The sequence below is a fragment of the Butyricimonas sp. DFI.6.44 genome (assembly GCF_022132345.1).
In the GTDB taxonomy this organism is placed as follows: Bacteria; Bacteroidota; Bacteroidia; order Bacteroidales; family Marinifilaceae; genus Butyricimonas; species Butyricimonas muris.
Window position 1 is genome coordinate 310462 of the sequence record NZ_JAKNJD010000003.1, and the last position, 26692, is coordinate 337153.

Below are 26692 nucleotides of genomic sequence, written 5' to 3' on the forward strand. Positions count from 1 at the left end.
AATTGACGGTTCAATGATTTTCCCGAATCATTGAACCGCCAGTCAAGGAATCAAAAGGATTTTTATTTCTGAAACAATCTGATAGCCTCGGTCTTGTCTTTTTCCAATTGTTCCCGAAGCTCCTTTATATCTTCGAATTTTCGTTCTCCCCGAAGGCGGGTAATCAGTTTTATCGTGATAGTCCGGTTGTAGATATTTTGGTTGAAGTCGAAAATATGAACCTCGTGGGAAACGATGCCTTCTTTACTCACCGTCGGGCGTATCCCGATATTTAACATCCCATGGAAAACCTGTTCCCCGATGAAAACTTCTACGGCATAAACGCCTATCGCGGGGAGTAATTTTCTTTCTTCCGGGATTTGCACGTTTGCTGTTGGGAAACCTATTTCCCGCCCTAATTTGCGTCCGTCCACGACTTTCCCGGTAATGGAGTAGGGGTAACCGAGAAAACGGTTTACCGTGTTGATATCGCCAACTGCCAAAGCGTTTCGTATTTTCGTGGAACTGACATTCACGTCATTCTCCTCGAATACAACTTCCCGTTCCAGAAAGAAACCGTATTTCAAGGATAATTCCTGCAGGCTTTCGAAATTCCCCGCCCGATTCTTCCCGAACCGGTGGTCGTATCCCACGACAAGGCCTTTGATATGAATCTTGTCCACCAGAATATTTTTCACGAAATCTTGATAAGGTTGTTGGGAAAATTCGAGTGTGAATTTCAAGATAATCAAATGGTCTACCCCGTATTGTTCCAGTATGGCAATTTTCTCCTCGAGAGTTGTCAGTATACCCGGTTTCTTTTCCAGAGGATACAACACTTCCCGTGGGTGAGGTTCAAAACTGATAATAACGGACTCTCCGCCGATACGGTCAGCTTTCTCTTTCAAGTGTTGAATCACGCGGGCGTGTCCTAAATGCACTCCGTCAAAACTACCGATAGTGACAACCGGGTTCTTGATATTAATACCTTCGACTCCGTGGTGAACTTTCATTTCAAATGGGTTGAACAATTTGACGCGAAAGTAATATAAATAACCGAATAATGGAGTCTATAAAATTCATAAGGTTTATAAACTTTATGAACTTTATAAACCTTATGAACTTTATGAACCCGCTACTTTAGAAGCGATACTGTATCATCGTGTTGATACGACTTGCGTTACCGTAGTCTTTGTTGAAGTCGTTACGGCGTCCGAAGACATATTCAATACCGCATGAACCGTATTCGCTGAAATCCCAGAATAGATTGGCGGCGGCGTATTGAGCGTATTTGTATGAGGTGGTCGGCATGCCGAACCGTTCCTCTACACGGGCGTAACTGTACATGATGTTGGAAGAAAGCTCTTCATTCCATTTGTGAGAGAAACCTCCATAGGCTCCCCACGCGCAGGATGCTTTCAATTTTCCCTCGGCGGTGGCACTGGGTACGAGGTCAAGACCTATACCGGATATATCCTGTATATAATTGGAAATACCTTTACCGCAAACACCTTGGAAACAGAAAGACGTGCTTTCCGAGAACTGCCAGATTCCACTTAAAGAGGCGCCCCAGCCCGTTACGATTTGGTCTTTGTCCTTGATTTCATCCTTGTAATACATGTTTCTTAATACCGCTCCGGCTTGCAAGTGACTGCCGTTTTTGAAACTGTATCTCACGTTAAGCGGGATGTCGGGAATCCTTTGATGAATGTAATCCGTGAATTCTCCTTCCGTGTAAGACGGTTCCACGTATTCAAGGGCTAAAGAGGCTTGCCAATGCTCGTTGAAATCCCGCGTGTACCGGATTTGCGGTTGACGTAAGGCAACTTCACTGGTCGGGCCTTCCTCGTCGATTGTGGCAGGACCCGCGGAAATGTCACAGAAAGTACTCCATGTCTTACCAATAGTGAAGCCTTTGAACTTAATGAAAGCCTGTCTTAGGATAGGAGCGTTTTGTGAGCCTTCGAACTCCATTTCCATGTAAGTAACCAGTCTGCCGACTTCGGTATCGCCTACCAGTTTGAAAAATAACCGGGACTGTCCCACGTCGATACCGTAACGTCCGCCGGATTGATGACCTTTCAGGGCGATAGAGTTCGTTTCGAAGTAATTGTCATTGGGAACTCCGTTAAAATCGTAAATCCCCTGCACCTGTACAAACCCTCCCACGCCGAATACGAAGTTTTTATCCTTGTTGAAAAACACAAATCTCGGGGAAGCGGGATCGTTAAAGGATAGCGGAAAAGCTTCTTTCATCATTTTGTAAAAGTTATCCGCATCATTTTTTGCCGACACGGAAGTCACGTTGACTTGCGCTCGTGCTCCCGTGTAGATTCCACAAGAGATAGCAATCAACAATAGCAATGTCAATTTTTTCATAGTGCTACAAATTAGTTGGTTAATTTAGTAACACTATATACGAGGGAGGATAGTAAAAGTTCAGGTAATTCAGTGATTTGACCTTACGACCTTATGGACTTTAAGACTTTATGGACTAGAGGGCGTGTCAAAACACGCCCTCATCGAATTATATTTTGACCTCTTTCAGGATTTCCCGCAAGTCGGTCTTCTTCTTCAAAATGTCATATAATTGGTCGATAGCCACGCGTTCCTGTTCCATCGTATCACGATAACGTATGGTCACGGCATTGTCTTCCAGTGTTTGATGGTCAACCGTGATACAGAACGGGGTTCCGATAGCATCCTGCCGACGGTAACGCTTACCGATAGAATCCTTTTCATCGTATTGGCATCTGAAATCAAGACGTAATAATTTCATGATTTCTTCCGCTTTCTCCGGTAGTCCGTCTTTTTTCACTAATGGCATAATGGCAAGTTTGACCGGTGCCAAGGCGGGCGGCAATTTCAACACGACACGCGCATCCTTTGAACCGTCTTCTTTCACGATCTCCTCCTCCTTGTACGCGGCGGAAAGGATTTGCAGGAACATACGGTCTACCCCGATAGATGTTTCTACCACGTACGGCACGTATGACTCGTTCAATTCCGGATCAAAATATTGTAATTTTTTGCCGGAGAATTCTTGATGTCGTTTCAGGTCAAAGTCCGTGCGGGAATGGATACCTTCTACTTCCTTGAACCCGAACGGGAATTTATATTCGATGTCCGTGGCGGCATTCGCGTAGTGAGCCAATTTCTCGTGATCGTGGAAACGATAGTTTTCAGCCCCGAAGCCGAGAGCCTGATGCCAGCTCATGCGGGTTTCTTTCCATTTCTTGAACCACTCCAATTCCGAACCGGGACGTACAAAGAATTGCATCTCCATTTGCTCGAACTCGCGCATACGGAAAATAAATTGGCGAGCCACGATTTCGTTGCGGAACGCTTTACCGATTTGAGCGATACCGAAAGGAACCTTCATCCGTCCTGTCTTCTGAACATTCAGAAAGTTCACGAAAATACCCTGTGCGGTTTCCGGGCGCAGGTAAATCTTGCTGGCACCTTCTGCCGTGGAACCCATCTCGGTCGAGAACATCAAGTTGAACTGGCGTACTTCCGTCCAATTGCAGGTACCGGATATAGGGCATACAATCTTATTGTCGATGATAATCTGACGCACTTCCGTCAGGTCGTTATCGTTCAACGCCTTTGCCATTCTTGCCGTGAGTTCCTCTTTTTTTCGGATATTCTCCAGCACTTGGGGATTTGTTTGGCGATATAACGTTTCGTCGAATTTCTCCCCGAATCTTTTCTTGGCCTTTGCCACGTCTTTCTCGACCTTATCCTCGTATTTGGCGATATGGTCTTCGAGCAACACGTCGGCACGATATCTCTTCTTGGAATCTTTATTGTCAATCAACGGATCGTTAAATGCATCCACGTGTCCGGAAGCCTTCCAGATGCTCGGGTGCATAAAAATAGCGGAATCCAGTCCCACGACATTCTCGTGCAGGAGTACCATGGAGTCCCACCAGTATTTCTTGATATTATTCTTCAATTCCACCCCGTACTGACCGTAATCGTACACGGCAGCTAACCCGTCATATATCTCTGATGACTGGAACACGTACCCGTATTCTTTACAGTGTGCTACCAGCTTTTTGAAAATATCCTCTTGTGCCATTTTAATTTTAGATTTATGATTTTAAATTTTAGATTCAGTTTGCGTTTGTAATCGTAAATCTGTAATCTGAAATCGTAAATTAATTGTCTACTCCAATTTCTTTTATCGCTTCGGTCACGTTGATAGCGTAATCTCCGATTTTTTCACATTCGAAGAATATGTCACTGTAAACGATACCTGTCGCGTAATTATATTTCTTCTCCTCGATAGCCGTCAAGTGTTCCTGTTGCAGGATGGTACGGTAATCATTGATCGTTTGCTCCACCTCGTAAGCTTTTTTTGCTTTTACCTCCTTGTATTCAATGGCAAGGTTGGCGCACATGACAACGAGAGCTTCGTCCACGATAGCCATCATGTGGCGTAATTTCTCGTCAAGAAAGTCGGGAAATTCTATATTCTGTTCATTCCGGCGACCGACAGCCTTTGCCACGTTCAACGAGGAATCTGCGATACTTTCAATTTCCGATACGATCTTGAACATGGCACGTACCCGTTGGGAGTTCTCCGTGGAGAGCTTCGACTCGGAAACCTTGGTCAGGTAATCGGCGATTTCCACTTCCACCACGTCGCTCTCGTCTTCCAGTTTGTCGATGCGGTTGAATTTCTTCTCGAACTCTTTTGTCGGCGTGTGCATGATTTCCACCACTTGGCGATACATGTCCAACGTGTTCTTGGCATAATGTGAAATCTCTTGTTTCGCTTGGAATAGAGAAGCGTCCGGGGTAGAAAGCAACCCGATTTTAATGTGTTTCAGCGTGAATGCATCGTCTGCCGATTCTTTTGATTTAATCATCCGGGTAACCAGCCGGGCAATCACTTTCGTGAACCAAATCAGTAAGAACACGTTAGCGACATTAAAACAAGTATGGAATAATGATAAGGCAACCGGCACGGAACCCACGTCCGTGAACGGGTTACCGATACCCAGACTTATACTGAGTTTTGCCACCCAACCAAGAAATATCGGGAATATGGCCAGTACCCATAATACCCCGAACACGTTAAACAGGAAATGCGCGAACGCGGCTCTTTTCGCTGTTGTGTTGGCAACCATGGCGGCAAGATTTGCCGTGATAGTGGTTCCTATGTTTTCACCCAACACCATGGATGCGGCGATATCAAACCCGATCCATCCGTTGGCACACATGACCAGCGTCAATGCCATCGTGGCGGAAGAAGATTGTATCAGTATCGTTAAGGCTGTTCCTATCAGCATAAACAAGATGTAGGAACCGTATCCCATGTCCGTGTAATTATGCAGGAAATCCAGAATTTCGGGATTCTCGTGTATGTTCGGCATATTCTCCTGCAAGAAGTTCAACCCGATAAACAAAAGACCGAAACCGATGATTAATTCACCCCAGCTCTTTCGCATCCGCTTTGCCGAGAACAGAAGCGGTAAACTCAGACCGATCAGGGGAAGCGACAGGCTTACCATGCTGACTTTGAAGCCGAGGATGGAAATCAACCATGCCGTGAACGTGGTTCCCACGTTAGCTCCCATGATAACCCCGATGGAACCGACAAGGTCAAGTAACCCGGCGTTCACGAAACTGACGACCATTACCGTGGTCGCTGACGAACTTTGAATGATTGTGGTAATTAGAAGACCGGTGATAACACCTTTCACGCGATTGGATGTCATTGCGGCGAGGATGGTTCTCATTTTGTTACCCGCTACCTTTTGCAAGGCCTCACTCATCATCTTCATTCCAAAGAGGAACACACCCAATGATCCGATCAATTGCAAGAAATCGAGAATCGTGTAATTCATAAACAGTTATTTGTAATAAATAGAATTTGCGACGTAAAGGTATAACAATCTAAATAAAAAAAGCCCCCATACGGGAGCTTTTTTTTATTTTAATTGTCGGTATTACATCATACCCGGCATCCCTCCACCCATCGGCGGCATAGCGGGTGCGGGATTTTCCTGTTTTTCCTCGACTAATACACATTCGGTCGTCAGGAACATTCCGGCGATAGAAGCGGCATTTTCCAAAGCTACGCGAGCCACTTTCTTCGGGTCGATTACCCCGGTCTTCATCAAGTGCTCGTAAACATCGGTACGCGCGTTGTAACCGAAATCTTTCTTACCTTCTCTTACTTTGTTCACAACCACGGCTCCCTCTACTCCGGCGTTAGCGGCAATTTGGCGAAGCGGTTCCTCGATAGCGCGTTTCACGATCTCGATACCGGTAGCTTCGTCTTCATTTTCGCCTTTCAACTTTTCAAGAGCGGGGATAGCGCGGATGTATGCGACTCCACCTCCGGGGATGATACCTTCCTCGATAGCGGCACGCGTTGCGCTCAAAGCATCGTCGATGCGGTCTTTCTTCTCTTTCATTTCGATTTCGGAAGCGGCACCCACGTAAAGAACGGCAACTCCTCCGGCTAATTTAGCCAATCTCTCTTGCAGTTTTTCTTTATCGTAATCAGAAGTAGAATGTTCGATCAATTTCTTGATTTGGTTTACACGTTCTGCGATAGCTTCTTTGGAACCGCAACCGTTCACGATAGTGGTGTTTTCTTTATCGATGGTTACTTTGTCGGCACATCCCAGCATGTCCAAAGTGGCAGTTTCCAACTTCAAACCTTTCTCCTCGGAGATCACAACACCGCCTGTCAAGATGGCAATGTCTTCCAGCATCTCTTTTCTGCGGTCACCGAATCCCGGGGCTTTCACTGCCGCTATCTTCAACGAACCTCTCAAGCGGTTTACAACCAAAGTAGCCAGCGCTTCGCTTTCCACGTCTTCAGCGATGATAATCAATGCACGTCCGGCTTGAGCGATAGGCTCAAGAACAGGTAACAATTCTTTCATCGTGGAAACTTTCTTATCGTAAAGCAAGATGTACGGTTTCTCGAATTCAGCGTTCATCTTTTCCGTGTCGGTCACGAAATACGGGGAGATATATCCGCGGTCGAATTGCATACCTTCAACCACTTTCACTTCTGTTTCAGTTCCTTTGGCTTCTTCTACCGTGATAACACCTTCTTTCGTTACTCTTTCCATAGCCTCGGCAATCAAAGCACCGATATTGTCATCCCCGTTGGCAGAGATACGTGCCACTTGACGAATCTTATCGTAGTTTTCTCCTACTTCTTCTTTTTGGCTTTCCAAGTTCTTCACCACTTCGGCAACGGCTTTGTCGATACCTCTCTTCAAATCCATCGGGTTAGCCCCGGCGGTAACGTTCTTCAATCCCACGTTGATGATGGATTGAGCCAAAATGGTAGCGGTAGTGGTACCGTCACCGGCATCGTCACCTGTTTTGGAAGCCACTTCTTTCACCATTTGAGCGCCGATGTTGGCGTACGGGTCAGATAATTCGATTTCTTTTGCTACGGAAACACCGTCTTTCGTGATATGCGGCGCACCGAATTTTTTCTCGATAACCACGTTACGTCCTTTGGGACCGAGTGTCACTTTTACAGCGTTTGCCAACTCGTCAACACCCTTCTTCAATAAATCGCGGGCTTCAACATTAAATTTTATCTCTTTTGCCATAACCTTTTTAATTTTAGATTTTAGATTTTAAATTGAAAATCGATAGTGTGTAATTCATTTTCAATTTTCAATTCTCCATTTTCAATTGTTATAGAACCACTAGAATGTCGGATTGATTCATGATCAAGTACTTCTTGTCGTCAATCGTGGCTTCCGTGCCTGAATATTTTCCGAATAAAACGGTATCGCCTACCTTGATTTCCATCGGTTCGTCATGCTTTCCGTTTCCGGTTGCAACTACGACGCCTTTTTGTGGTTTTTCTTTCGCGGAATCAGGGATGATGATTCCTGAAGCGGTTTTAGTTTCTGCCTCTACCGGCTCTACAATAATTTTGTTAAGAACTGTCTTAAGTGCCATAATTCTTAATTTAAAAGTTTATTATTAATTGAAATTATCTCTATTTTTAAAATCAAATACGTCATTGACGGTACACATTCCGTGCCAAACAAAAAAATGTCAGTATGACTGACATACTGACATTTTTTTTGTTTATAATATAAAATATAGAATCTTCTAGTTATTCTTGGGTATCTCCGCTGTTGTCATCCACTGGAGTCGTGCTAACCGGTGCGCCGAAATCAGGAACACTTTGAGTCGGTGCCGATTGGTTCAATTGTTCTTGAATCGCCGATTGTTTCCCTCCTTGTTGACCTCTCGGGATCACCATGGCAGCCACGATACATAAAACGAGCATAGCGCCGGCTAGTGTCCATGTTGCTTTTTCAAGGAAATCGGTTGTTTTTCTTACACCCATGATTTGATTTGAAGAAGCAAAGGTTGAAGATAAACCACCGCCTTTTGAGTTTTGCACCAATACGATCAATATTAATAAAGCGCAAACAATAAAGATCAAAATAGAAACAACTAAGTACATATTAATTCGTATTATTATTTAAGTTCTCTTTTATTTTTTCAATCTGACTCGCAAAGTAAACACTTTTTTCCGGATATTTCAAACTTAATTTCGAATAAGTTGCGATAGCCTTGTCATATAATTGCTGACGGATGTATATTTTAGCCAATGTTTCCGAGAAAAATTCTGTTGTCGAATCCGTGTCAGTTGCCGTGATCTCGGGAGAAGACGCGCTTTCGCCCGTGAATTTGGCGATAGAAGGTTCCGTTTCAATAAATTTCTCGATCAACGTGTCCCGTCGCTCCTCTTTTTGCTTCTTTTTGGTCAACCACTCGTTCGCGAGCTCGTCAAGTGATAACATTTTTTCTTCTGGAAATTCATTTTCCAGCTGGTAATACGGCATCGGTAAACGAGTTTTTTTCTCTTCTTCCCGATCTTCGAGAAGTTCAATGGCGACGGGTTCCTGCTGGTAAACTTGCTCGTGCGAAGTACTCTCAAGGGACAACAGGTTATTCAGGTAACGGTAGAATTGTTTGTGATCCGGGATGAAAATGGTGTTTTGACGTAATTTCTCCGGGTATGCCGGGTGTCCCGTGTCATGTAACATTTTCAAGTACACGACACGTGCCGTTGAGAAATAAGGGTATTGCTCTATCAGTGATTCAACCTCCCCGATAAGCTCTCCTTCGTTACGTCCGGAACGTATAATATCTATTAATTCTTCCGTGTTCAAATTCTACCAGTTTACAAGTGCTTTGTTAAACACGTCTTCGATAATCTTGTCCGTGATATTCTTTATTAATTCCGGTTCCGCCGCGTCGTAATTCACGTCTATCCCGTAATCCTCGTAATGCGAGAAACTACTGTCGAAATCGGATTTGCCTGTTTCGTCTTTCGTGTTCGTGTATTTCACCCGGATGGTGATCGTGAGGCGGTTCTGTGCTGCCACTTCATCCCGTTGGATATCCACCGGGCGTTGTGTGAAGCCCGTGATTTGTCCCTCGAACCGGATATCCCCGTTGTTGTCTGTCACTTCCGTCAGACTGGTGCGGTCCCTCAAGTATTTTTTCAATGCCTCCGTGAAATCAGAACCCAAGTTCGGTGCAAAAGGTGTTTTATTCGAAAAATAATCCACCGAGAAAGTCTTCTCCCCGTTGGTCAGAGATACTCCCGAGAAAGCGTATTTCACGCTTGACAACTTGCACCCGCTGAACGTCACGGCTAATAATAATATAGGTAAAATTCTTTTAATCATCTGATTCTTAATAATGAACTATGAGTAAATCTATCGTTTCGACAAAGATAATAAAATTAGAAACCACCTCTTGTTAATTTTAGATTTTAAATTTTATAGAATCTTGTTAAGTTCTTCTTCAACTTCTTCAATTGTTGGTAATTTACTTTTCAAGTTTTCAGGAAGTAGCTCCTTAACATTAAACTCACTAACTCCAATTGGTGAAGATATATTTTGCAAAGCATATTCAACTTCAATCCTATCCTTATCCCGACAAAGTAACATTCCAATAGTCGGGTTATCATATTCTCCTTTTAGCGAGTTATTGATTAGGTTTTGATAGAAGTTTAGCTGTCCCAAATGTTCCGGCTTGAAGCTTCCATTCTTAAGTTCTATAACGACATAAGCTTTTAAAGGAATATGATAGAACAGAAGGTCACAGAAGTATTCCTTGTTATTTAGATTCAAACAATATTGCTCTCCTACAAATGCAAATCCTTTACCTAATTCGAGAAGAAATTGGGTAATGTGAGTAACAAGCTGTTTTTCAATATCTCTTTCTCGTGCTTTTTGTGATACGGACACAAAATCAAACCAATATGGGTCTTTAACAACTTCTTGAGCCATATCTGCCGTTAGGGCTGGTAACGTCTGTGAAAAATTTGTCTGTCCTTGCCCGTAATGTTTGTAGAATTGTTGCTTGAATTGATTCTCCAAAACACTTCTGCTCCAATTATTAGACAGGATTTGGTGTGCGTAGAACAACGCTTCTTCTATGTTTTGGGCTTTGCTAATTATTACCTTTTGATGTCCCCAAGGTATGTTGAAGATAATGTCATAATTATTAGCTGCTTGTAATTGTCCCTCAGCTTGGGGGACAATTGGATTATTGGGCAAAATATGTATTTGTTCTGCATAGAACTCGTAGAAATTCTTACTATAATATAGATTCTGACGAGAAAAGCCTTGCATATCAGGAAACTCATTGCGTAAGTCTGCTGAAAGTTTGTTTATAACTTTGTCCCCCCAGTTCTGTTCTTTCAGTTTTAGAGAAATCATTTGTCCTAACTGCCAATAAAAGTGTATTAACTCTGTATTGGCTGTTTTTATCATTCGTATCTTCGTGGAACGAATTTGCTGTTTGATGGCTTTTAACCACTCTATATATTCGCTGTCTATCGCGTTAATAGAATCATCTTTCATGGGGGCATCTTCTCATTTTCAATTGTCAATATTATATTCCTTCAATTTCCTGTACAGCGTTCTTTCCGATATCCCCAAATCTTGTGCTGCCAGTTTTCGTTTGCCGTGGTTCTTTTCCAAAGCTTTGATAATCATTTCTTTCTCTTTCTCTTCAAGGGATAACGATTCTTCAATAACGGCTTCCGTGTCCTCTATATGTCTTTCCTTCTCTGCCGAGAAAGATTTTGGCGGTTGTGGGGCAAGAAACTCTGATTGAGGTGTTTCGTAAAGCTCGCGTAACACGATCGAGGTCGGGGGTTCCGGCTCCGGCGTGATATGCTCTTTTTGCATAATATCGTACACCAGATGTTTCAAATCATTCATATCCTTTTTCATGTCAAAAAGAATCTTGTACAAGATTTCCCGTTCATTGGCAAAACTATGGTCGCTTTCCGGGATGGATGTTAAAGCCGGAAGGCTATTGTTGTGTGCCGGAAGATACCCTTTTAACGTCAGGGCATCCACCGATCTCTCCTGCTCGAGGATAGAGATTTGTTCCGTGATATTTTTCAGTTCCCGTACGTTACCCGGCCAACGATAGTTTTCAAGCACTTGCACGGCATCTTCTGTCAGTCTTACCGGGGGCATCCGGTATTTCTCCGCGAAGTCGGCGGCAAATTTCCTGAAAAGCAAAGAAATATCTTCTTTTCTATCCCTTAAGGGAGGGATGGGAATAGGAATCGTGTTGATCCGGTAATACAAGTCTTCCCTGAATTTCCCGTTTTTCACCGCCGTCGGGAGATCCACGTTTGTGGCAGCTATCACTCGTACGTTTGTTTTTTGTACTTTGGACGATCCCACGCGGATAAATTCTCCGGTTTCCAGTACGCGCAGTAATTTCGCTTGCGTGGAAAGGGGTAATTCTCCTACCTCATCCAGAAAAATGGTTCCCCCGTTACTTACCTCGAAATATCCTTTCCGGTCGGCTAAAGCTCCGGTAAACGAACCCTTCTCGTGACCGAATAACTCGGAATCAATCGTCCCTTCCGGGATTCCGCCACAATTGACGGCAATATACTGTTCATGCTTGCGGGTACTGTAACTGTGAATAATTCGCGGGAATATTTCTTTTCCTACCCCACTTTCCCCGGAAATCAGTACCGTGAAGTCCGTGGGTGCTACTTGTACAGCTTTCTCTATCGCCCGATTTAGTTTCGCGTCATTACCGATAATTTCAAAACGTTGTTTGATATTCCTGATATCCTCCATATCCCATTTAAATAATTAAAGATTTGTGATTTACGCCGCCGAACGGTAAAGCGTGAATCCCCCATCCATGAATTGTTCATCTGCAAAATTAGCAGATTAAACTGACAAAATAGCATAGAAATGGGAATAAATTTGAAAACGGGATTTCTGTTATGCAAATTATTTCCATATATTTGTAGCTATAATCGAACGTTTTATTATAGTTCTATTATTTCTAGCACTGGATTTATGTTGAATGATAAGACGTTGATTATCAATTTGTGTTTCAGTCGTGAAAATGCGTAGTGTTTAATTTTATTAATATCAACAAACGTTGGTTTTATGATAGAGGAACCACCTATAGATATCGGTCGTTTAATCGGGGGGGATGAGAATGTTTTTCAAGCTCTGTTTGTTGATTATTATCCGTCATTAATCTCATTTGCAATAAAATATGTTGAACGGGAAGAGGCTGCCCAAGATATTGTGCAGGACGTTTTCGTGAAGGTTTGGGAAACTCGCGAGAAATTGCGCGGTGTTGAAAATCTCTCCGCCTATCTCTATCAGATGGTGCGTTTTAAATGTTTTAATCATTTACGGGCGGAAAAGATTCGTCATGATGCGACTCGTTCATTTACGGAAGAAATGGATGTTGTCGAGATGAACGAGTATATAAAGGAGGAAACTTTCCGTATCGTGATGAGTATCGTTGAAGAACTTCCTCCCGGTAGTCGGAATGTCTTTTCACGTGCAATACAAGGTTATTCCGCCAAAGAAATCGCGGATGAACTGGGAATCACGATAGAAACGGTGAAGAAGCAGAAACAAAATGCCCGTCGGGTATTAAAAGAACGATTGGGTAATCTTTTCATGTTTTTCTGTTTATAAGGTATTTTTTGATATCTCGGGTAATGTCATCTTGTATTTTACAATGGGATGTCAAGGTATTGTTCTACCAGTGACCTATATAAATCGAGTATGAATCCTGTATTAATTCCGGTTCACTTCCGCTTGAAATATTATTAGTAAGTTTTTGATAAGCTATTAAAACGCTATTATAGTATAGGGTTTTAATAGCGTTTTAATAGGGAACTAATAGCGTTTTACACAGAAGTGAACCGGAATTGATACGGGATTATCCCTGTTTTCGTGCAGGTTATAGGTATGATACGGGTAGGTCATGGGCGTGATTTTTTTTGAAGGCGGCATACCTCCTTTTTCTTTTTGAAGTGTCATACAAGTGTAAACGAGTTTAAATATGAAAAACGATAGAATACACGAGAAAATTCCCGGTTTGTTGGCAAAAGCCATCTCGGGCACGTTGAGTGAAGACGAGAGGGAGGCTTTGCAGGCATGGAGAGAGGCGGATGAGGCAAACGAGCGTCTTTACGGGGAAGTGGTGAATGCCGGGTATATAGAGCGTAAATGCCGGGAAACGGCACGGGTGGATGTCGTGGAGGGGTACATGGAAGTTCTGCGGAAGAGGAAACGTAATGTTCGGGTACGACGAATCCGGAGGATATCTACCGTGGCAGCCGGGATGTTGATACCGCTATGCGCTGTTGTCTTCTGGTTGGGTAACGAAGAGAAGAAAGATGTCGTTCCGGAACAAGTGGCAGAAGTTATCCGACACGGGGAGGTGAAAGCGGAATTAATTCTGGCTGACGGGACCACCAAAATATTGAGCACGAACGTTACGGATTCTTTGCTTTTGCAGCAAGGCGCGAATGTTGTCATTCGGGAACAGGGAGTCAGTTACGTGGGGGATTCTTCTGATGTAGAGGTACGGTATAATACGTTGCGGGTTCCCCGCGGCGGGGAGTATTCAATCACGTTGTGTGACGGTACGGTGGTGTATTTGAATTCCGAATCGGAATTACGTTATCCCGTGAAATTCGCGGGAGGAGAACGGCGGGTTTACCTGTCCGGGGAGGCCTATTTCGAGGTGACGACTGACGGGGAACACCCGTTTGTCGTGGATTTGAAAACTTCTGCCGTGAAAGTCTTGGGTACCGGGTTTGACGTTCGGGCGTACAAAGACGAGGGGGAGATATTGACAACCTTGGTACATGGTTCCGTGGCGTTCTCTGTCGGGAAGGAATCTGTCGTGTTGAAGCCGGGAGAACAGGCCGTACTGGATAAATCGGGTGAGTTGGAGACGCGGGAGGTGGATACTTATTTGTACACGGCGTGGAAGGAGGGCGTGTTTGCCTTCAAGCAACAACGGTTGGAGGAGATTATGAATATTGTTTCCCGTTGGTATAACGTGAACATTTTTTGGGAGAATGCTTCTCAAAAAGAAGTTACTTTTACCGGAAAAATGCGTCGTTATGACGACTTTTCTAAAGTCGTGGAGATGTTGGAAATGACGGGGAACACGGAATTCGAGATTAAGGGGAATAATATTTTTATCCGGGAAAAATAAAAAAATGATATTTGACATACCTCCTTTTTCTTTTTGAAGTGTCATGGAGGTGTAGAACGATTGGAAAAAGAGTTTACAGAGAGAAATAAAAAAGACGGGATATTGGCCGTATCCCGCCTTTTGAAACCGGACGAACCGGAAATTGTTTCATTAAACGTTTACAAATGTATGAAAAAAAATGAAATGCATGACCTTTCCTGGCGTGAAAGGTTGCTAAAAACATGCTTGATTATGAAATTTGTAGTCTTACTTCTGTTTGTATCGACGCTGCATTTGTCAGCGAGTGTTTATAGCCAAGAGGCTAGAGTGACGATTCATTTACAGGATGCATCCTTCGAGGATGTGGTGAAAGTGTTGGAAAATTCAACGAATTTTACTTTCCTGTATAGAGATCATCAAGTGGCACAAATCAAAAACTTGAATTTGCAGTACACGGAAGCTGATATCAAGGTGGTTCTGGACGCTTGTTTGAAAGGTTCCGGGTTGACGTATCGTTTGGTGGACAACACGATCGTGATTCAACCGGTGTACACGGCGGTTACGGATTCAATTGCCAAGATTACCGTGAAGGGAATCGTGAAAGATGAGAAAGGGGAAATTTTACCGGGGGTGACAATCCGCGTGAAAGGAACAACTATCGGTTTCGTGACGAATGCCAAGGGTGAGTTCGATTTTGATTTGCCGAAGCGGGATAGTCTGGAATTGATCTTCTCTTTCGTGGGATTCAAACGGCACAATGTGTTCGTGAAGGACGGGATGAAGCCGTTGACGGTGGTGATGAAAGAAGATTTGCAGACGGTGGATGAAGTGGTGGTGACAGGTATTTTTAATAAGCCGAAGGAGAGTTTCACCGGTGCTGTGACTTCCGTGTCGAAGGAAGAGTTTCGAGCGACTTACTCGAGAAATTTAGTGCAAACATTGTCTATTTTAGACCCGAGTATACGAATTTTGCAAAATAATAATGCGGGTTCGAACCCGAACGCTTTGCCGGAAATTCAGTTGCGGGGACCTGCCACGCTGGTAGATATCCGGGACGTGCAGAGTAGTTCCCGTGCCGAGTTGAATTTGCCGTTGTTTATCTTGGATGGTTTCGAGGTTTCTTTGCAGCGCGTGATGGACTTGAACGATGATGACGTGGAGAATATTACGGTGTTGAAGGATGCCAGTGCGACGGCACTTTACGGTTCGCGCGGGGCGAACGGGGTGATCGTGATTACTTCGGCGAAGCCGATACCGGGGAAGGTCACGGTGAAATACCGGGGATCGTTGCGGTTGGAGCTCGTGGATTTGAGTACTTACGATCGTCTGAGTGGCAGGGAAAAGTTGGAATTGGAAGAGAAGATCGGCGTTTGGGATGATTACAAGGAAACGGACGCTTACAAGGGAATCCGGGCGGCCGTGGATAACGGGGAGAATTACGATTGGTTGAAGGTGCCGACGCGGAATGGCGTGGGGCAAAATCACGTGCTGACGATCATGGGGGGCGACGAGATTTGGAAGTTTGCGGCCAGTTTGTCGTATGACGAGAAAATAGGTGTCATGAAAGGTTCGGAGCGTAATAATTTTAACGGGTCGTTGCATATCACGTACACTTCGGATAAGTTTACGGTGGACGAGGTGCTTTCTGTCGGGGTAAACACGAATTCGGATTCTCCTTATGGGTCGTTCTCCGAATACGCGCAGATGAACCGGTATTGGAATCCGTACAACGAGGACGGCACGCCGGTGTACGATTATAGTCATCCTTTAAAGATGAGTAGCGACGGACTTGGTGTGCAAAACCCGATATACGACGCCAGCGTAGGGCGTTGGAATAAGGCTGAGTACACGAATATCCGGAATACGTTTTCGTTGCGCTATAATTTCAAGGAGAATTTTTATTTGGTTGGTTCCTTGGGGTTGACCCGTCAATTGGACACGAGGAATACTTACACGCCTCCTTCTCACGAGTCGTTCGCTGGAAAGGAAATCGACCAAAAGGGGTCGAATTACCGTATGGACAAGAAAGACGATCGTTGGCAGGTGCGTTTAGGGGTTGATTACACGAATACTTTCGCGGAGAAGCATATGGTGACGCTTAATCTCTCCGGGGAGATGGAAGAGAGGAAGTCGGATGCCGTGAATTGGGCGGCAGTCGGTTTTATGAATGATGCCGTGAGTCATCCTTCCATGGCGTTGAGTTACCCGGCAGAAGGTATGCCCGGCGGGAGCGAAACGACGACTCGCCGTATCGGGTTGCTTTTCTCCGGTAACTACTATTATGATATGCGCTTTTTCTTGGATGCCAGTATTCGGGTCGACGGGTCTTCTTCTTTTGGTAAAGAGAGTCGTTACGCGCCTTTCTTTTCCGTGGGTGGCGGTTGGACGGTGACTAACGAGCGGTTTATGTACGGGTGTTCGAACGTGATTAATAATCTGAAGCTCCGCGGTTCTTACGGGGTGTCCGGTAACATGGGATTTTCCCCGGAGGAGGCGTTGGCAACGTATAAGTTGGAAACGAATGTTTCGTATTTATCCGGGATGGGGGCTTATTTGCAGACGTTCGGGAATCCCGAATTGAAGTGGCAGAATACGCACCAGTGGAACGTGGGCGTGGATTTGGGGTTGTGGAATGACTTGTTGCAATTCCAGTTTAATTATTATACCAAGAGGACGAATAACACGGTGTCGGAGATGATGTTGCCTATTTCTCACGGGGTGGAAATGTGTAAGGCGAATATCGGGGTGATTCGTAACGAGGGGTACGAGTTGAACGTGACGGCGAATATTATTCGGGATTTGGAGCGCGAGTTCACATGGAACGTGACGGGGCGTTTTTCCCGTAATATCAACACGGTGGTTAAATTGTCGGATACTTATAGAGAGGCTCAATTGCAGTACGATAACCAGAAGATGAGCGGGCATGAAACTTTTTACAAGTATCAGGAGGGACGTTCGATGGACGCGATATACGGGTTGCGTACGATTGGTGTGGATCCGTTGACCGGGAAGCGGTTATATTTGACGCACGACGGGCAGGTGACATTGCGCCAGAGGATGGTGGATATGGTGTATCTCGGGGAGAGTCAACCCAAGGTGAACGGGACGATTTCCACGTCATTGCTTTATAAGGGTATCACGTTGAACGTGGGGTTCGCGGTTCGCTTGGGAGGAAAACAGTTTAACTCGACTTTGTTGGCGAGAACGGAGAACGCGGATTTCCTTTATAATCTTGACCGGCGAATCCTGAACGGTTGTTGGGAAAAACCTGGGGATTACGCGTTGTTCACGAAAATGGACCCGAGTCCTTATCGGGATTACACGAACGTGTGTGATATGTTCGTGCAGCGGGATAACGTGTTGCAATGCACGAATATCAATGTCGGTTACCAGTTCCCGAAGGTTTTCACGAAGAAGTACTTGGGGATGGAGTCTTTGACCGTTAGCGCTAATTTGTCGGATATATTCTATATCTCGACGATTAAGCGGGAAAGGGGTATCGATTACCCGTTCTCCCGGAACCCGAATTTTTCAATTTCTTGTTCTTTCTAATTTTAATGATAGATAAAATGAAAAAGAGTTTTTACATATTGTGGATGGCGTTGGGATTGATTTCCGGCGCGTGCACGGATTGGTTGACCGTACAACCTAAAACGACGATTGTTGCCGATCATCTCTACACGACGGATGCGGGGGTAGAGCAGGCTTTGAACGGGACGTATATATTAATGAAGACGTCGGTATATAATCCGGGCGGGATTATGGGTGGAGCCGGTTTCGCAGAGGGGTTGGCCGCCACGTGGTCGAACATGGGGAATGATCTTAACAAGCATATTTATAACATAAATAATGAATTCGTGGGCAGTATGTTTGATGGTGCCTTCATGGGTTTGTACAAGATTATTTCTAACGCTACGCCCTTGATTAACGGGATGGAGCAGAATAAAGAGTTGTTAAGCGAAGAGGTGTATAATATCGTGAAGGGGGAGGCTCTGGCGATTCGCGCTTGCGTTCATTTGGATTTGATTCGTTTGTGGGGACCGATGCCCACGAAGGTCGACCGGACGAAAACGTATTTGCCGTATGTCACGGAGTATTCTACCTCGAAATACACTTATCACACGTATGACGAGTACATGGAGAAGTTGTTCGCGGATTTGAACGAGGCGGAGGCTTTGTTGAAGAAGTCAGACCCGATTTTGAATTTTCCCGCAAATAATACGACTAACGGAAGTACGAAATGGTTGAAGCGTCAATGTCATTTTAATTATTACGGTGTTCTGGGGTTGCAATCCCGGGCTCGCTTGTGGTACGGTGATAAAGAAGAGGCTTTGCGTTACGCGAAAATGGTGAAAGAGGCGGTGAACACGGATGGTACTCCTAAATTCAAGTTGGGCGATCAGGCGCTTTTCAGTAGTTTCGGTGATGGGGCTTGGGACGGGACGATGTACCCGGAGCATTTGTGCGGGGTGGATGTTTCAGAGGTTTTTGACTATAACAAGAGTTCTTTTGGTGGGACGAATGTGAAAGTCGAGATGACGAATATGGCTTTCTCGTTTTTGGAGTTGTATGATAATAACACGAGTGATTTACGTTTTCAGGTATGGCTTTATTCTACAAGAAGACCCCCGTTTAACGTGACTTGTCGCAAGTACGAGTGTATGCGTCCCGACACGAGGGCAGAAGCGACGAATATGCCTGTTGTCCGGTTGTCGGAGATGTACCTGACGATTATGGAGTGTGGGACATTGACCGAGGCGAATGCCGCTTTCGAGGAGTTCTGTACTGCCCGGAAGATGACATACGTGCCTCTCACGGAGGGCGATCGCAAGGAGCGGGTGACGCGTGAGTTTATCAAGGAGTTGATGGCGGAGGGGCAAAATTTCTTTACCTATAAGCGTAACGAGGTGAAGCGAATGTTTAATCAGCCGGAGGATAGTGATGATTGCGATATACAGCAATACGTGTTGCCATTGCCCCCGAAGGAGTTTTAATTAAAAAATAGAAGGTTATGAAAGCATTTATAATAGTTTTTTTGATTGGCATGGTTGTCGTGGCTTCTTGTTCGGAGGAACTCGTGGAGCCTTACGAGAGAACGGAGAGTTATATCTTTTTCATGAGAATGTCCGGGATGACGGCAGTAGACTCGTTGTATGATTATAATACGACGATTAATCTTCCCTCGGGTAGTAAAACGAAAGATACGGTGTATTTCAAAGTGGGCGTGGGTGGAAATTACGGGAAAGGTCCCCGGAAGATCACGTTGAAGCAATATACTTACGAGGATATTAGTTACGTGGCAGAGGAGGCTGTCCCCGGGGTGGATTATATCGCTTTTGATGATCCGGTGATGGAGGAATATTATACGATTCCGGCGGATTCCTTGGAGATGCGGATTCCGATAATCATAACTTCGCCCACGACTTATCCTAGAAAGGTGTTGAATTTCAAGTTGGTGGAGAATGAGGATTTTAAAGTGCTTCATAAAGGGACTCAGGAATTGGGAATTTCTGCCGGACGGATAAAGATAGGATGGTGATTGTATCATGTATAAAGGTTTTAATATGAGAAAGTTATTGTTGTCGTTCGTCAGTATGTTCGTGCTTATATCCGTGTTTGCACAGACGAATTTTCAAAATTTGACGTTGGAGAAGGCATTGGAGAAGGCGAAGACGGAAGATAAATATGTTTTTGTAGATTGCTATACTTCGTGGTGCGGACCTTGTAAGATGATGGCGGAAAAGATTTTGCCGTTAGAGGAGGTCGGGGCTTATATGAATGAACATTTCGTGTGCGTGAAGTTTGATATGGAGAAAGGGGAAGGACGGGATATTGCGAAGAAGTTCAGGGTGACGTCTTACCCGACGTTTTTGATGTTGAAAACGGACGGAAGTTTGTTGCACCGGGTTATTGGCGGTACCGGAACCGGAGAGGAGTTCTTGAAGAAGGTGCAGGAGGGATTGGATGAAAATTCTATCGGAAAATTGGAAGTCCGGTACATGAATGGTAATCGCGATATGGATTTCTTGATGAAGTATATCGAGGCTCTGGTGCAGGCTCGTGACGTGGAGAAAGCGAAAGGGATTGCTCAGGAAGTATTGGTTTCTTTGGACGATGACGAGAAGTGTTCGGCTCCTTATTGGTTTATTTACGAGAACAGGGAGTTGTCGCCCGTGGGTTCGGGAAATATGGTGTATTTGTTGAAGCACGTGGAGAAATTTCGGCAAGGTGTGGGTGTTGAGAAGGTGGATGCTGCCGTGGCGGGATTGTTTGAAATGCAACTGGAAGATATTCTCCGCGGGCGGAATCGCAATGCGACTCTTGCCGATGTGGAGGATGCCGAAAAGTTGTTGGAATCTTACCACTTGACGGGACAGGAACACTTGAACGGGTATATTGCATTGATAAAAGCCGTGATGGCGGAAGATACGGATGAAACTTTACGGTTGTGTAAGGAGATGTTCCCCAAGATGTCGGATGAGAAAATTTCTTATTTGTATTTTAACCCGATCACGTCGCTTGGCGAGAAGTGGGATAAGAAGCAGAAAAAGGAATTGGAGGCTTTAACCAGACAATTGGCTGAGCAGGTGCAAATGTCTCAATTAAAACATTCACTGACGAATTTTGCCAACGTGGGGATTTCCCTGTTGGATCAGATGAAAAAGAGATAAAAACGGGGGTGTGTCAAAACACACCCTCTCGTTCATAAGGTCTAAAAGTCCATAAGTTCGTAAGGTCAAATGTACAGGTAATTGGAGTGTTATGATACTGAATATTAATATATTATTAAATAACTGATTTTATAGAATTTAGGAGCCGAAGGCTCGACTTTATGAACTTTATAGACGAGAGGTGTGTTTTGACATACCCTCGTTTTATTTTTTTCGTATCTTTGTCAAATTCGAGATATGAATTAAATGGTGTGAGTATGAAGTTGGAAACTTCAATAGAGATACAAGGATTAGTGTCTGGAGACCGGAAGGTGTACCAGCAGGTCTTTGATGTTTTCTATGATAGTTTGTGCTTGTTTGTCTATCGTTTCGTGGAAGATGTTGCCGTTTGCGAGGATTGCGTGCAAGAGGCTTTTATCTCGTTGTGGAATAACCGGGAAAGTATAGCGTCGACGGTTCATTTAAAATCTTTTCTTTATCAAGTATGCCGTAATAATGCTTTAAATTATTTGAAGCATGAGCGGATTAAAAATGAATATGCCGCCGCTATGGTAAATGAACTGGATTCGCGAGTTTGTTTTATCAATTACGTGATTGAGGAGGAGACGGAGCGTATTCTGGCTCAGACGGAACAGGATTTACCACCTAGATGTAGGGAGATTTTTGTGCTGGCTATGCAAGGGAAGGATAACGAGGAGATAGCGCGATTGTTGGGCGTGTCGGAAAACACGGTGAAGACACAAAAAAAGATTGCTTATAAACGCTTGAAACAGAATATCGCGGATATAGGTATGCTGGTCGTTTTATTGAATCAATAAAAAAATCATTCTTTTTTTATTTTTCTTTTCACCCCGGATGGGATGTGAATTGTAATAGGTGTGTAAAATTGAAGAAATGAAAGATTTGAACGAATATATAGAAGATATTCCCCGGTTAATTGCGAGCGACCTGCAAGGGGAGATTACTCCCGAGGAGAAGGTGCGATTGGAGGGGTGGATTCGGGAAAACGAGAAAAATAGGGAGGTGTATGAACGATTGCGTGCGGGAAGAGAGCGTTCACGTCGGAGAGAGGCGGTTCGGGAATTAAATAAACGTGCCGCTTGGGAGCGGGTGAATAAGGCCACGGGCGGAAGGCGATTGTTCCCGATGGTAAAAGTGATGAAGTATGCCGCGGGGATCGTGTTACCGCTGTTGTGCGTGGGGGTGGCTTTCCATTTTCTAGGGAAGAAGGAGAAAACGATTGTCGCGAAGGTGGAGAACGTGGTGGAAATAAAGCCGGGAGAGATGAAAGCGGAATTGGAATTAGCCGGGGGAGAAAGATTGTTGCTGGGAGTAAATTTACAGGATTCGTTGACGAACGAGAATGGCGTGGATATTTTGAAGGATGGGCAAGGGATTTCTTATCAGGGAGAGAGTGCGGGGAAGGAAGAATTAGCGTATAATACCTTGAAAGTCCCGAGAGGCGGAGAGTTTAAGGTTAAGTTGCAGGATGGTACGGTGGTTTACGTGAATTCCGCTTCCCGATTGCGTTACCCGGTGAAATTCACGGGGGAAGAACGGCGGGTGTATCTGTCGGGAGAGGCTTATTTCGAGGTGGAGAAAAACGAGGGAATGCCTTTCGTGGTGGAGATGGAAGAGGGCGAGATAAGGGTGCTGGGTACACAGTTTAACGCCCGTTCGTACAAGGAGGAAAAACAACAATTGACAACATTGGTGTCGGGTAAGGTGTTATTGACCTCGAAACAAGGAAAGAGCGTGGAGCTTACACCGGGAGATCAAGGTGTGATAGGTGAAAAAGGTATCAGCAAGGGAAAAGTGGACGTGTATCCTTACACGGCTTGGAAGGACGGGAATTTCGTGTTCCGTAAACAACGTCTGGAAGATATTATGAATATCGTGGAGAGGTGGTATGACGTGAAAGTGGTGTTCGTGGACGATTGGTGCCGGGAGGTTAGTTTCTCTGGAAATGTGCGACGTTATGACGGGTTTAATAAGTTAGTGGAGATGTTGGAAGTAACCGGAAGTGTGAAATTTAATATCAAGGACAATGTGATATATATAACCAAAAAATGAATTGAAAAGATGAAAGACGGAATATTGGCACTATCCCGTCTTTCGTTACCGGATGAACCGGTATTTGTTTTACTCTAATGTACAAATGTATGAAAAAAATTAGGATTTTAGACCTTCTTTCGAAAAGAAGGTGGTTAAAAACATGGTTAGTTATGAGGTTTGTGATACTGTTTTTGTTAGTATCGGCTATGCAAGTAACTGCAGGAGTGTATAGTCAGGAAGCGAAGGTGACCCTGCAAGTGGAGAACGCTTCGTTCGAGTCTGTTATTCGGTTGTTGGAAAAAAGTACGGATTACACGTTCCTGTATGAAGACCGACACGTGGAGGGCGTGCAGCACTTGAATCTGCATTATAACGGTGCGGATATAAAGGAGGTGCTGAACGCTTGTTTGAAGGGTACAAATTTGACGTACAAGTTGATTAATCGCACGATCATTATTCAGCGGGCTGCGATTGTATCTGCTGATACCTTGCAGAAGATCACGGTGAAAGGAATAGTGAAAGACGAAAAAGGAGAAATCTTGCCGGGGGTGACGATTCGGGTGCAAGGAACAACTTTGGGTTTCGTGACGAATGCTAAAGGTGAGTTTGATTTTGACTTGCCAAAGCGGGATAGTATGGAATTGATTTTTTCTTTCGTGGGTTTTCAACAGCAAAAAGTGCAGGTGAAAAATGATATGAAGCCGTTGACGATCGTGATGAAGGAAGATGTACAGAAGGTGGAGGAAGTGGTGATTACCGGTATTTTTAACAAGCCGAAGGAGAGTTTCACGGGGGCGGTGACAAGCGTGACGAAAGAAGATATTAAACGAAATTTTTCTCGAAATTTATTACAGACGTTATCTAATTTAGACCCGAGTTTCCGTATCGTGGAGAATAATGCTTATGGTTCAGACCCGAATGCTTTGCCGGAAATCCAATTGCGGGGAGCTTCTACTTTCGCAAACGTACAGGATTTGCAATTGGCGACTCGGGCGGAGTTGAATTTGCCTTTGTTTATACTGGATGGTTTCGAGGTTTCTTTGGAGCGAGTGCAAGATTTGAATAATGAAGATATCGAGAGTATCACGATATTGAAAGACGCGAGTGCGACGTCTATTTATGGTTCCCGGGGAGCAAACGGTGTTGTGGTGATCACGTCGCTTGTGCCGCAAGCCGGTACGTTGAAAGTGAGTTATCGGGGAAGTGTAAAACTGGAAATACCGGATTTGAGTACTTATGATTTGTTGAATGCCAAAGAGAAGTTGGATTTGGAATATCGATTGGGTGCGTGGGACGCAGAAGCTTATCAAGATTTGTACCGCGACTTGAAAGAGAAAGTGGATAACGGCTTAGATTATGATTGGTTATCTCTTCCGGTGCGGACGGGCGTGGGGCAAAATCATAGTTTGAACGTGATGGGGGGAAACGAAGAGTGGCGTTTTAGCGCCAATTTGGCTTATGACGAGACTATCGGTGTTATGAAAGGATCTGATCGTAAGAACTTTAACGGTTCGCTAAACCTGAGTTATCAAAGTAAGAAATTAATGGTTTCGGAAAATCTTTCCGTCGGAACGAATAATAATGCTAATAGTCCTTATGGTTCATTTTCAGATTACGTGGCTATGAATCCCTATTGGACTCCCTATGATGATAACGGTAAGTTGATAGAGAATTACGATCATCCGCTTACTACATCTGCCGATAGCAAAAAAGAGAATCCTATATATGATAAGTATATCGGGAATTGGAATAAAACCAGATACACGAATGTGCGGAATTCCACCAGTGTACGGTATAATTTCACGGAGAATTTTTATTTGGTGGGAACGTTGGGGCTGTCCCGAAATTTTAGTCAAGCCGATAATTTCGTACCTCCTTCTCATAAACAATTTGCCGGGAAAGAAGCGAATCAGAAAGGAAGGTTCGGGAGAACCGAAACTGAAACCAATCAATGGCAGGGGCGTTTGAATTTGAATTACACGAATACTTTCAACGAGAAACATATGTTGACATTGGGAGGTTCCGGCGAGATAGAAGAAAAAAAGGAGGAGAGGCTATCATGGGCCGGCACGGGATTCTCGAATGATAATATCGATTTCCCGTCTATGGCATTGGGGTATGGGGATAACACGTATCCGACAGGTTCTAAAAATACAACCCGCCGTATAGCTTTGATTTTTTCAGGTAATTATTATTATGATATGCGTTATTTCTTTGACGTGAGTTTTAATGCGAACGGCTCGTCTTCTTTCGGGGAGGATAGCCGATGGGCTACATTTTGGTCGGTAGGAGCCGGGTGGAATATCAGTAATGAAGAGTTTTTTATCGAGCACGTTCCTTTTATTCAATGGTTGAAGGTAAAAGGTTCTTATGGCGTTTCCGGGAATATGGGATTCAGTCCGGAAGATGCGATGGCTGTGTATACTTTGGATACGAAAAATGATTATATGTCACGATTCGGGGCTTATTTGAAAGCGTTCGGTAACTCGACGTTGAAGTGGCAAAATACTTACCAATTGAATCTGGGAGTAGAATTGCACACGTGGAATCGTCGCTTGCAATTTGAATTCAGTTATTACGATAAGTTGACGAATAATACGGTAGCGGAAATGTTACTTCCCGTATCTCATGGATTCGGGACGGCTAAGGCTAATTCCGGTTCAATTAGAAACAAGGGATGGGATGCGAAAGTTACCGTGAATTTGTTCAGTAATCCGAATAGGGGCTTTACTTGGAGCGTGACGGGTTCTTTTAATCACACGAAAAATCTTATTGAAAAGATTTCGGAGGGGTATAAGAAGTTCTTGAAGGAGTTGAATTCAAGTATGTACACGGCTGATGTGTATTATCGATACCGTGAAGGTTATTCTATGGATGCGATTTACGGGTTGCGTACCGTGGGAGTAGACCCTGCCACGGGACAACGGATGTTTTTAACGAAAGACGGGGATGTAACTTTTGCTCAAAATGCGGAGGATATGGTTTATTTGGGGGATCGTTTACCCAAGGTAAATGGTAATTTATCCACGAATCTGGCTTATAAAGGGTTTATGTTGACTGTCGGTTTTGGCGTGAAATGGGGAGGTAAACAGTTTAATAGTACTTTGGCAAATAAAACGGAAAACGCTTACTTGATTCTTAATCAGGATCGTCGCGTGTTATCGGATACTTGGCAGAAACCGGGTGATGTTGTTCCTTACAAGAAGTTGATGTTGAATTCCGCGAGTACGAATACTTTTCCTTGTGATGCTTTTGTCCAAAAGGATAATGTATTCCAATGTACGAATATTAATGTTTCGTATAATTTCTCGGAACACTTCTGCCGAAAGTTAGGATTTAAAGGTTTGTCGTTGGGTGCGAATCTTTCGGATGTTTTTTACATTTCAACTGTTAAACGGGAGCGGGGGACAAGTTATCCGTTTTCTCGTAACCCGAATTTTTTTCTTTCGCTTTCATTCTAATTTGGAAAT

At 44.2% G+C, this 26692-nt stretch carries 21 protein-coding genes; 9 read left to right on the plus strand and 12 right to left on the minus strand.

Annotated features, from left to right (window positions below; genetic code table 11):
• Nucleotides 1-62: 62 nt before the first annotated feature.
• The 11 genes from L0M98_RS06345 to L0M98_RS06395 all read right to left on the minus strand — a co-directional run bounded on the left by L0M98_RS06345 (nt 63) and on the right by L0M98_RS06395 (nt 12113).
• Entirely contained in the window at nt 63-992 is a 930-nt protein-coding gene (locus tag L0M98_RS06345) for a bifunctional riboflavin kinase/FAD synthetase (RefSeq protein WP_186976016.1), read from the minus strand.
• Nucleotides 993-1119: 127 nt separating this feature from the next.
• A complete protein-coding gene (locus L0M98_RS06350) occupies nt 1120-2358 on the minus strand; it encodes a DcaP family trimeric outer membrane transporter (protein WP_227216594.1) in 1239 nt (412 codons plus the stop codon).
• A 148-nt stretch (nt 2359-2506) separates the two neighbouring features.
• The gene (locus L0M98_RS06355) at nt 2507-4063 is read right to left on the minus strand and encodes a glycine--tRNA ligase (RefSeq protein ID WP_227216595.1); all 1557 of its coding nucleotides are present in this window, start codon (nt 4061-4063) and stop codon (nt 2507-2509) included.
• 79 nt (nt 4064-4142) lie between these two features.
• Complete coding sequence (locus L0M98_RS06360; RefSeq protein WP_186976013.1) at nt 4143-5837, minus strand: Na/Pi cotransporter family protein; 1695 nt, start codon at nt 5835-5837, stop codon at nt 4143-4145.
• A 102-nt stretch (nt 5838-5939) separates the two neighbouring features.
• Complete coding sequence (gene groL, locus L0M98_RS06365; RefSeq protein ID WP_186976012.1) at nt 5940-7574, minus strand: chaperonin GroEL; 1635 nt, start codon at nt 7572-7574, stop codon at nt 5940-5942.
• A gap of 88 nt (nt 7575-7662) precedes the next feature.
• A complete protein-coding gene (locus L0M98_RS06370) occupies nt 7663-7932 on the minus strand; it encodes a co-chaperone GroES (RefSeq protein ID WP_099291574.1) in 270 nt (89 codons plus the stop codon).
• A gap of 160 nt (nt 7933-8092) precedes the next feature.
• Entirely contained in the window at nt 8093-8449 is a 357-nt protein-coding gene (secG, locus tag L0M98_RS06375; RefSeq protein WP_099291575.1) for a preprotein translocase subunit SecG, read from the minus strand.
• A gap of 1 nt (nt 8450) precedes the next feature.
• Nucleotides 8451-9161, minus strand: coding sequence for a hypothetical protein (locus tag L0M98_RS06380; RefSeq protein ID WP_186976011.1), 711 nt, complete (start codon nt 9159-9161; stop codon nt 8451-8453).
• A gap of 3 nt (nt 9162-9164) precedes the next feature.
• On the minus strand, nt 9165-9683 hold the full coding sequence (locus tag L0M98_RS06385) for an LptE family protein (RefSeq protein WP_099291577.1): 519 nt from the start codon (nt 9681-9683) through the stop codon (nt 9165-9167).
• Nucleotides 9684-9776: 93 nt separating this feature from the next.
• Entirely contained in the window at nt 9777-10865 is a 1089-nt protein-coding gene (locus L0M98_RS06390; protein WP_227216596.1) for a PDDEXK nuclease domain-containing protein, read from the minus strand.
• 18 nt (nt 10866-10883) lie between these two features.
• Nucleotides 10884-12113 (minus strand): sigma-54 interaction domain-containing protein, encoded by a 1230-nt coding sequence (locus L0M98_RS06395; RefSeq protein WP_099291578.1) that lies wholly within the window; start codon nt 12111-12113, stop codon nt 10884-10886.
• A 321-nt stretch (nt 12114-12434) separates the two neighbouring features.
• On the opposite strand from L0M98_RS06395, the gene L0M98_RS06400 reads away from it, so the two are divergent.
• Entirely contained in the window at nt 12435-12980 is a 546-nt protein-coding gene (locus L0M98_RS06400; protein WP_186976008.1) for an RNA polymerase sigma-70 factor, read from the plus strand.
• A gap of 204 nt (nt 12981-13184) precedes the next feature.
• On the opposite strand, the gene L0M98_RS06405 is transcribed toward L0M98_RS06400, so the two are convergent.
• The gene (locus L0M98_RS06405) at nt 13185-13328 is read right to left on the minus strand and encodes a hypothetical protein (protein ID WP_237961674.1); all 144 of its coding nucleotides are present in this window, start codon (nt 13326-13328) and stop codon (nt 13185-13187) included.
• Between the two features lie 22 nt (nt 13329-13350).
• Here L0M98_RS06405 and L0M98_RS06410 point away from each other — a divergent pair, with 22 nt between their 5' ends.
• The 8 genes from L0M98_RS06410 (at nt 13351) to L0M98_RS06445 (ending at nt 26683) form a co-directional block, all read left to right on the plus strand.
• Entirely contained in the window at nt 13351-14517 is a 1167-nt protein-coding gene (locus L0M98_RS06410; RefSeq protein ID WP_227216597.1) for a FecR family protein, read from the plus strand.
• A 231-nt stretch (nt 14518-14748) separates the two neighbouring features.
• Complete coding sequence (locus L0M98_RS06415) at nt 14749-18048, plus strand: SusC/RagA family TonB-linked outer membrane protein (RefSeq protein ID WP_227216598.1); 3300 nt, start codon at nt 14749-14751, stop codon at nt 18046-18048.
• Nucleotides 18049-18065: 17 nt separating this feature from the next.
• Nucleotides 18066-19490 carry a RagB/SusD family nutrient uptake outer membrane protein gene (locus L0M98_RS06420; RefSeq protein WP_227216599.1) on the plus strand — a complete coding sequence of 475 codons (1425 nt, stop codon included), beginning with the start codon at nt 18066-18068 and terminating at the stop codon, nt 19488-19490.
• A gap of 17 nt (nt 19491-19507) precedes the next feature.
• Nucleotides 19508-20035, plus strand: coding sequence for a hypothetical protein (locus L0M98_RS06425; protein ID WP_099291581.1), 528 nt, complete (start codon nt 19508-19510; stop codon nt 20033-20035).
• A gap of 25 nt (nt 20036-20060) precedes the next feature.
• Entirely contained in the window at nt 20061-21167 is a 1107-nt protein-coding gene (locus tag L0M98_RS06430; protein ID WP_227216600.1) for a thioredoxin family protein, read from the plus strand.
• A 257-nt stretch (nt 21168-21424) separates the two neighbouring features.
• Entirely contained in the window at nt 21425-21985 is a 561-nt protein-coding gene (locus L0M98_RS06435) for an RNA polymerase sigma-70 factor (RefSeq protein ID WP_227216601.1), read from the plus strand.
• Between the two features lie 76 nt (nt 21986-22061).
• Nucleotides 22062-23240, plus strand: a complete 1179-nt coding sequence (locus L0M98_RS06440) for a FecR family protein (RefSeq protein ID WP_227216602.1) — start codon at nt 22062-22064, stop codon at nt 23238-23240.
• A 152-nt stretch (nt 23241-23392) separates the two neighbouring features.
• Nucleotides 23393-26683, plus strand: a complete 3291-nt coding sequence (locus L0M98_RS06445; RefSeq protein WP_186976002.1) for a SusC/RagA family TonB-linked outer membrane protein — start codon at nt 23393-23395, stop codon at nt 26681-26683.
• The last annotated feature ends 9 nt before the right edge of the window (nt 26684-26692 follow it).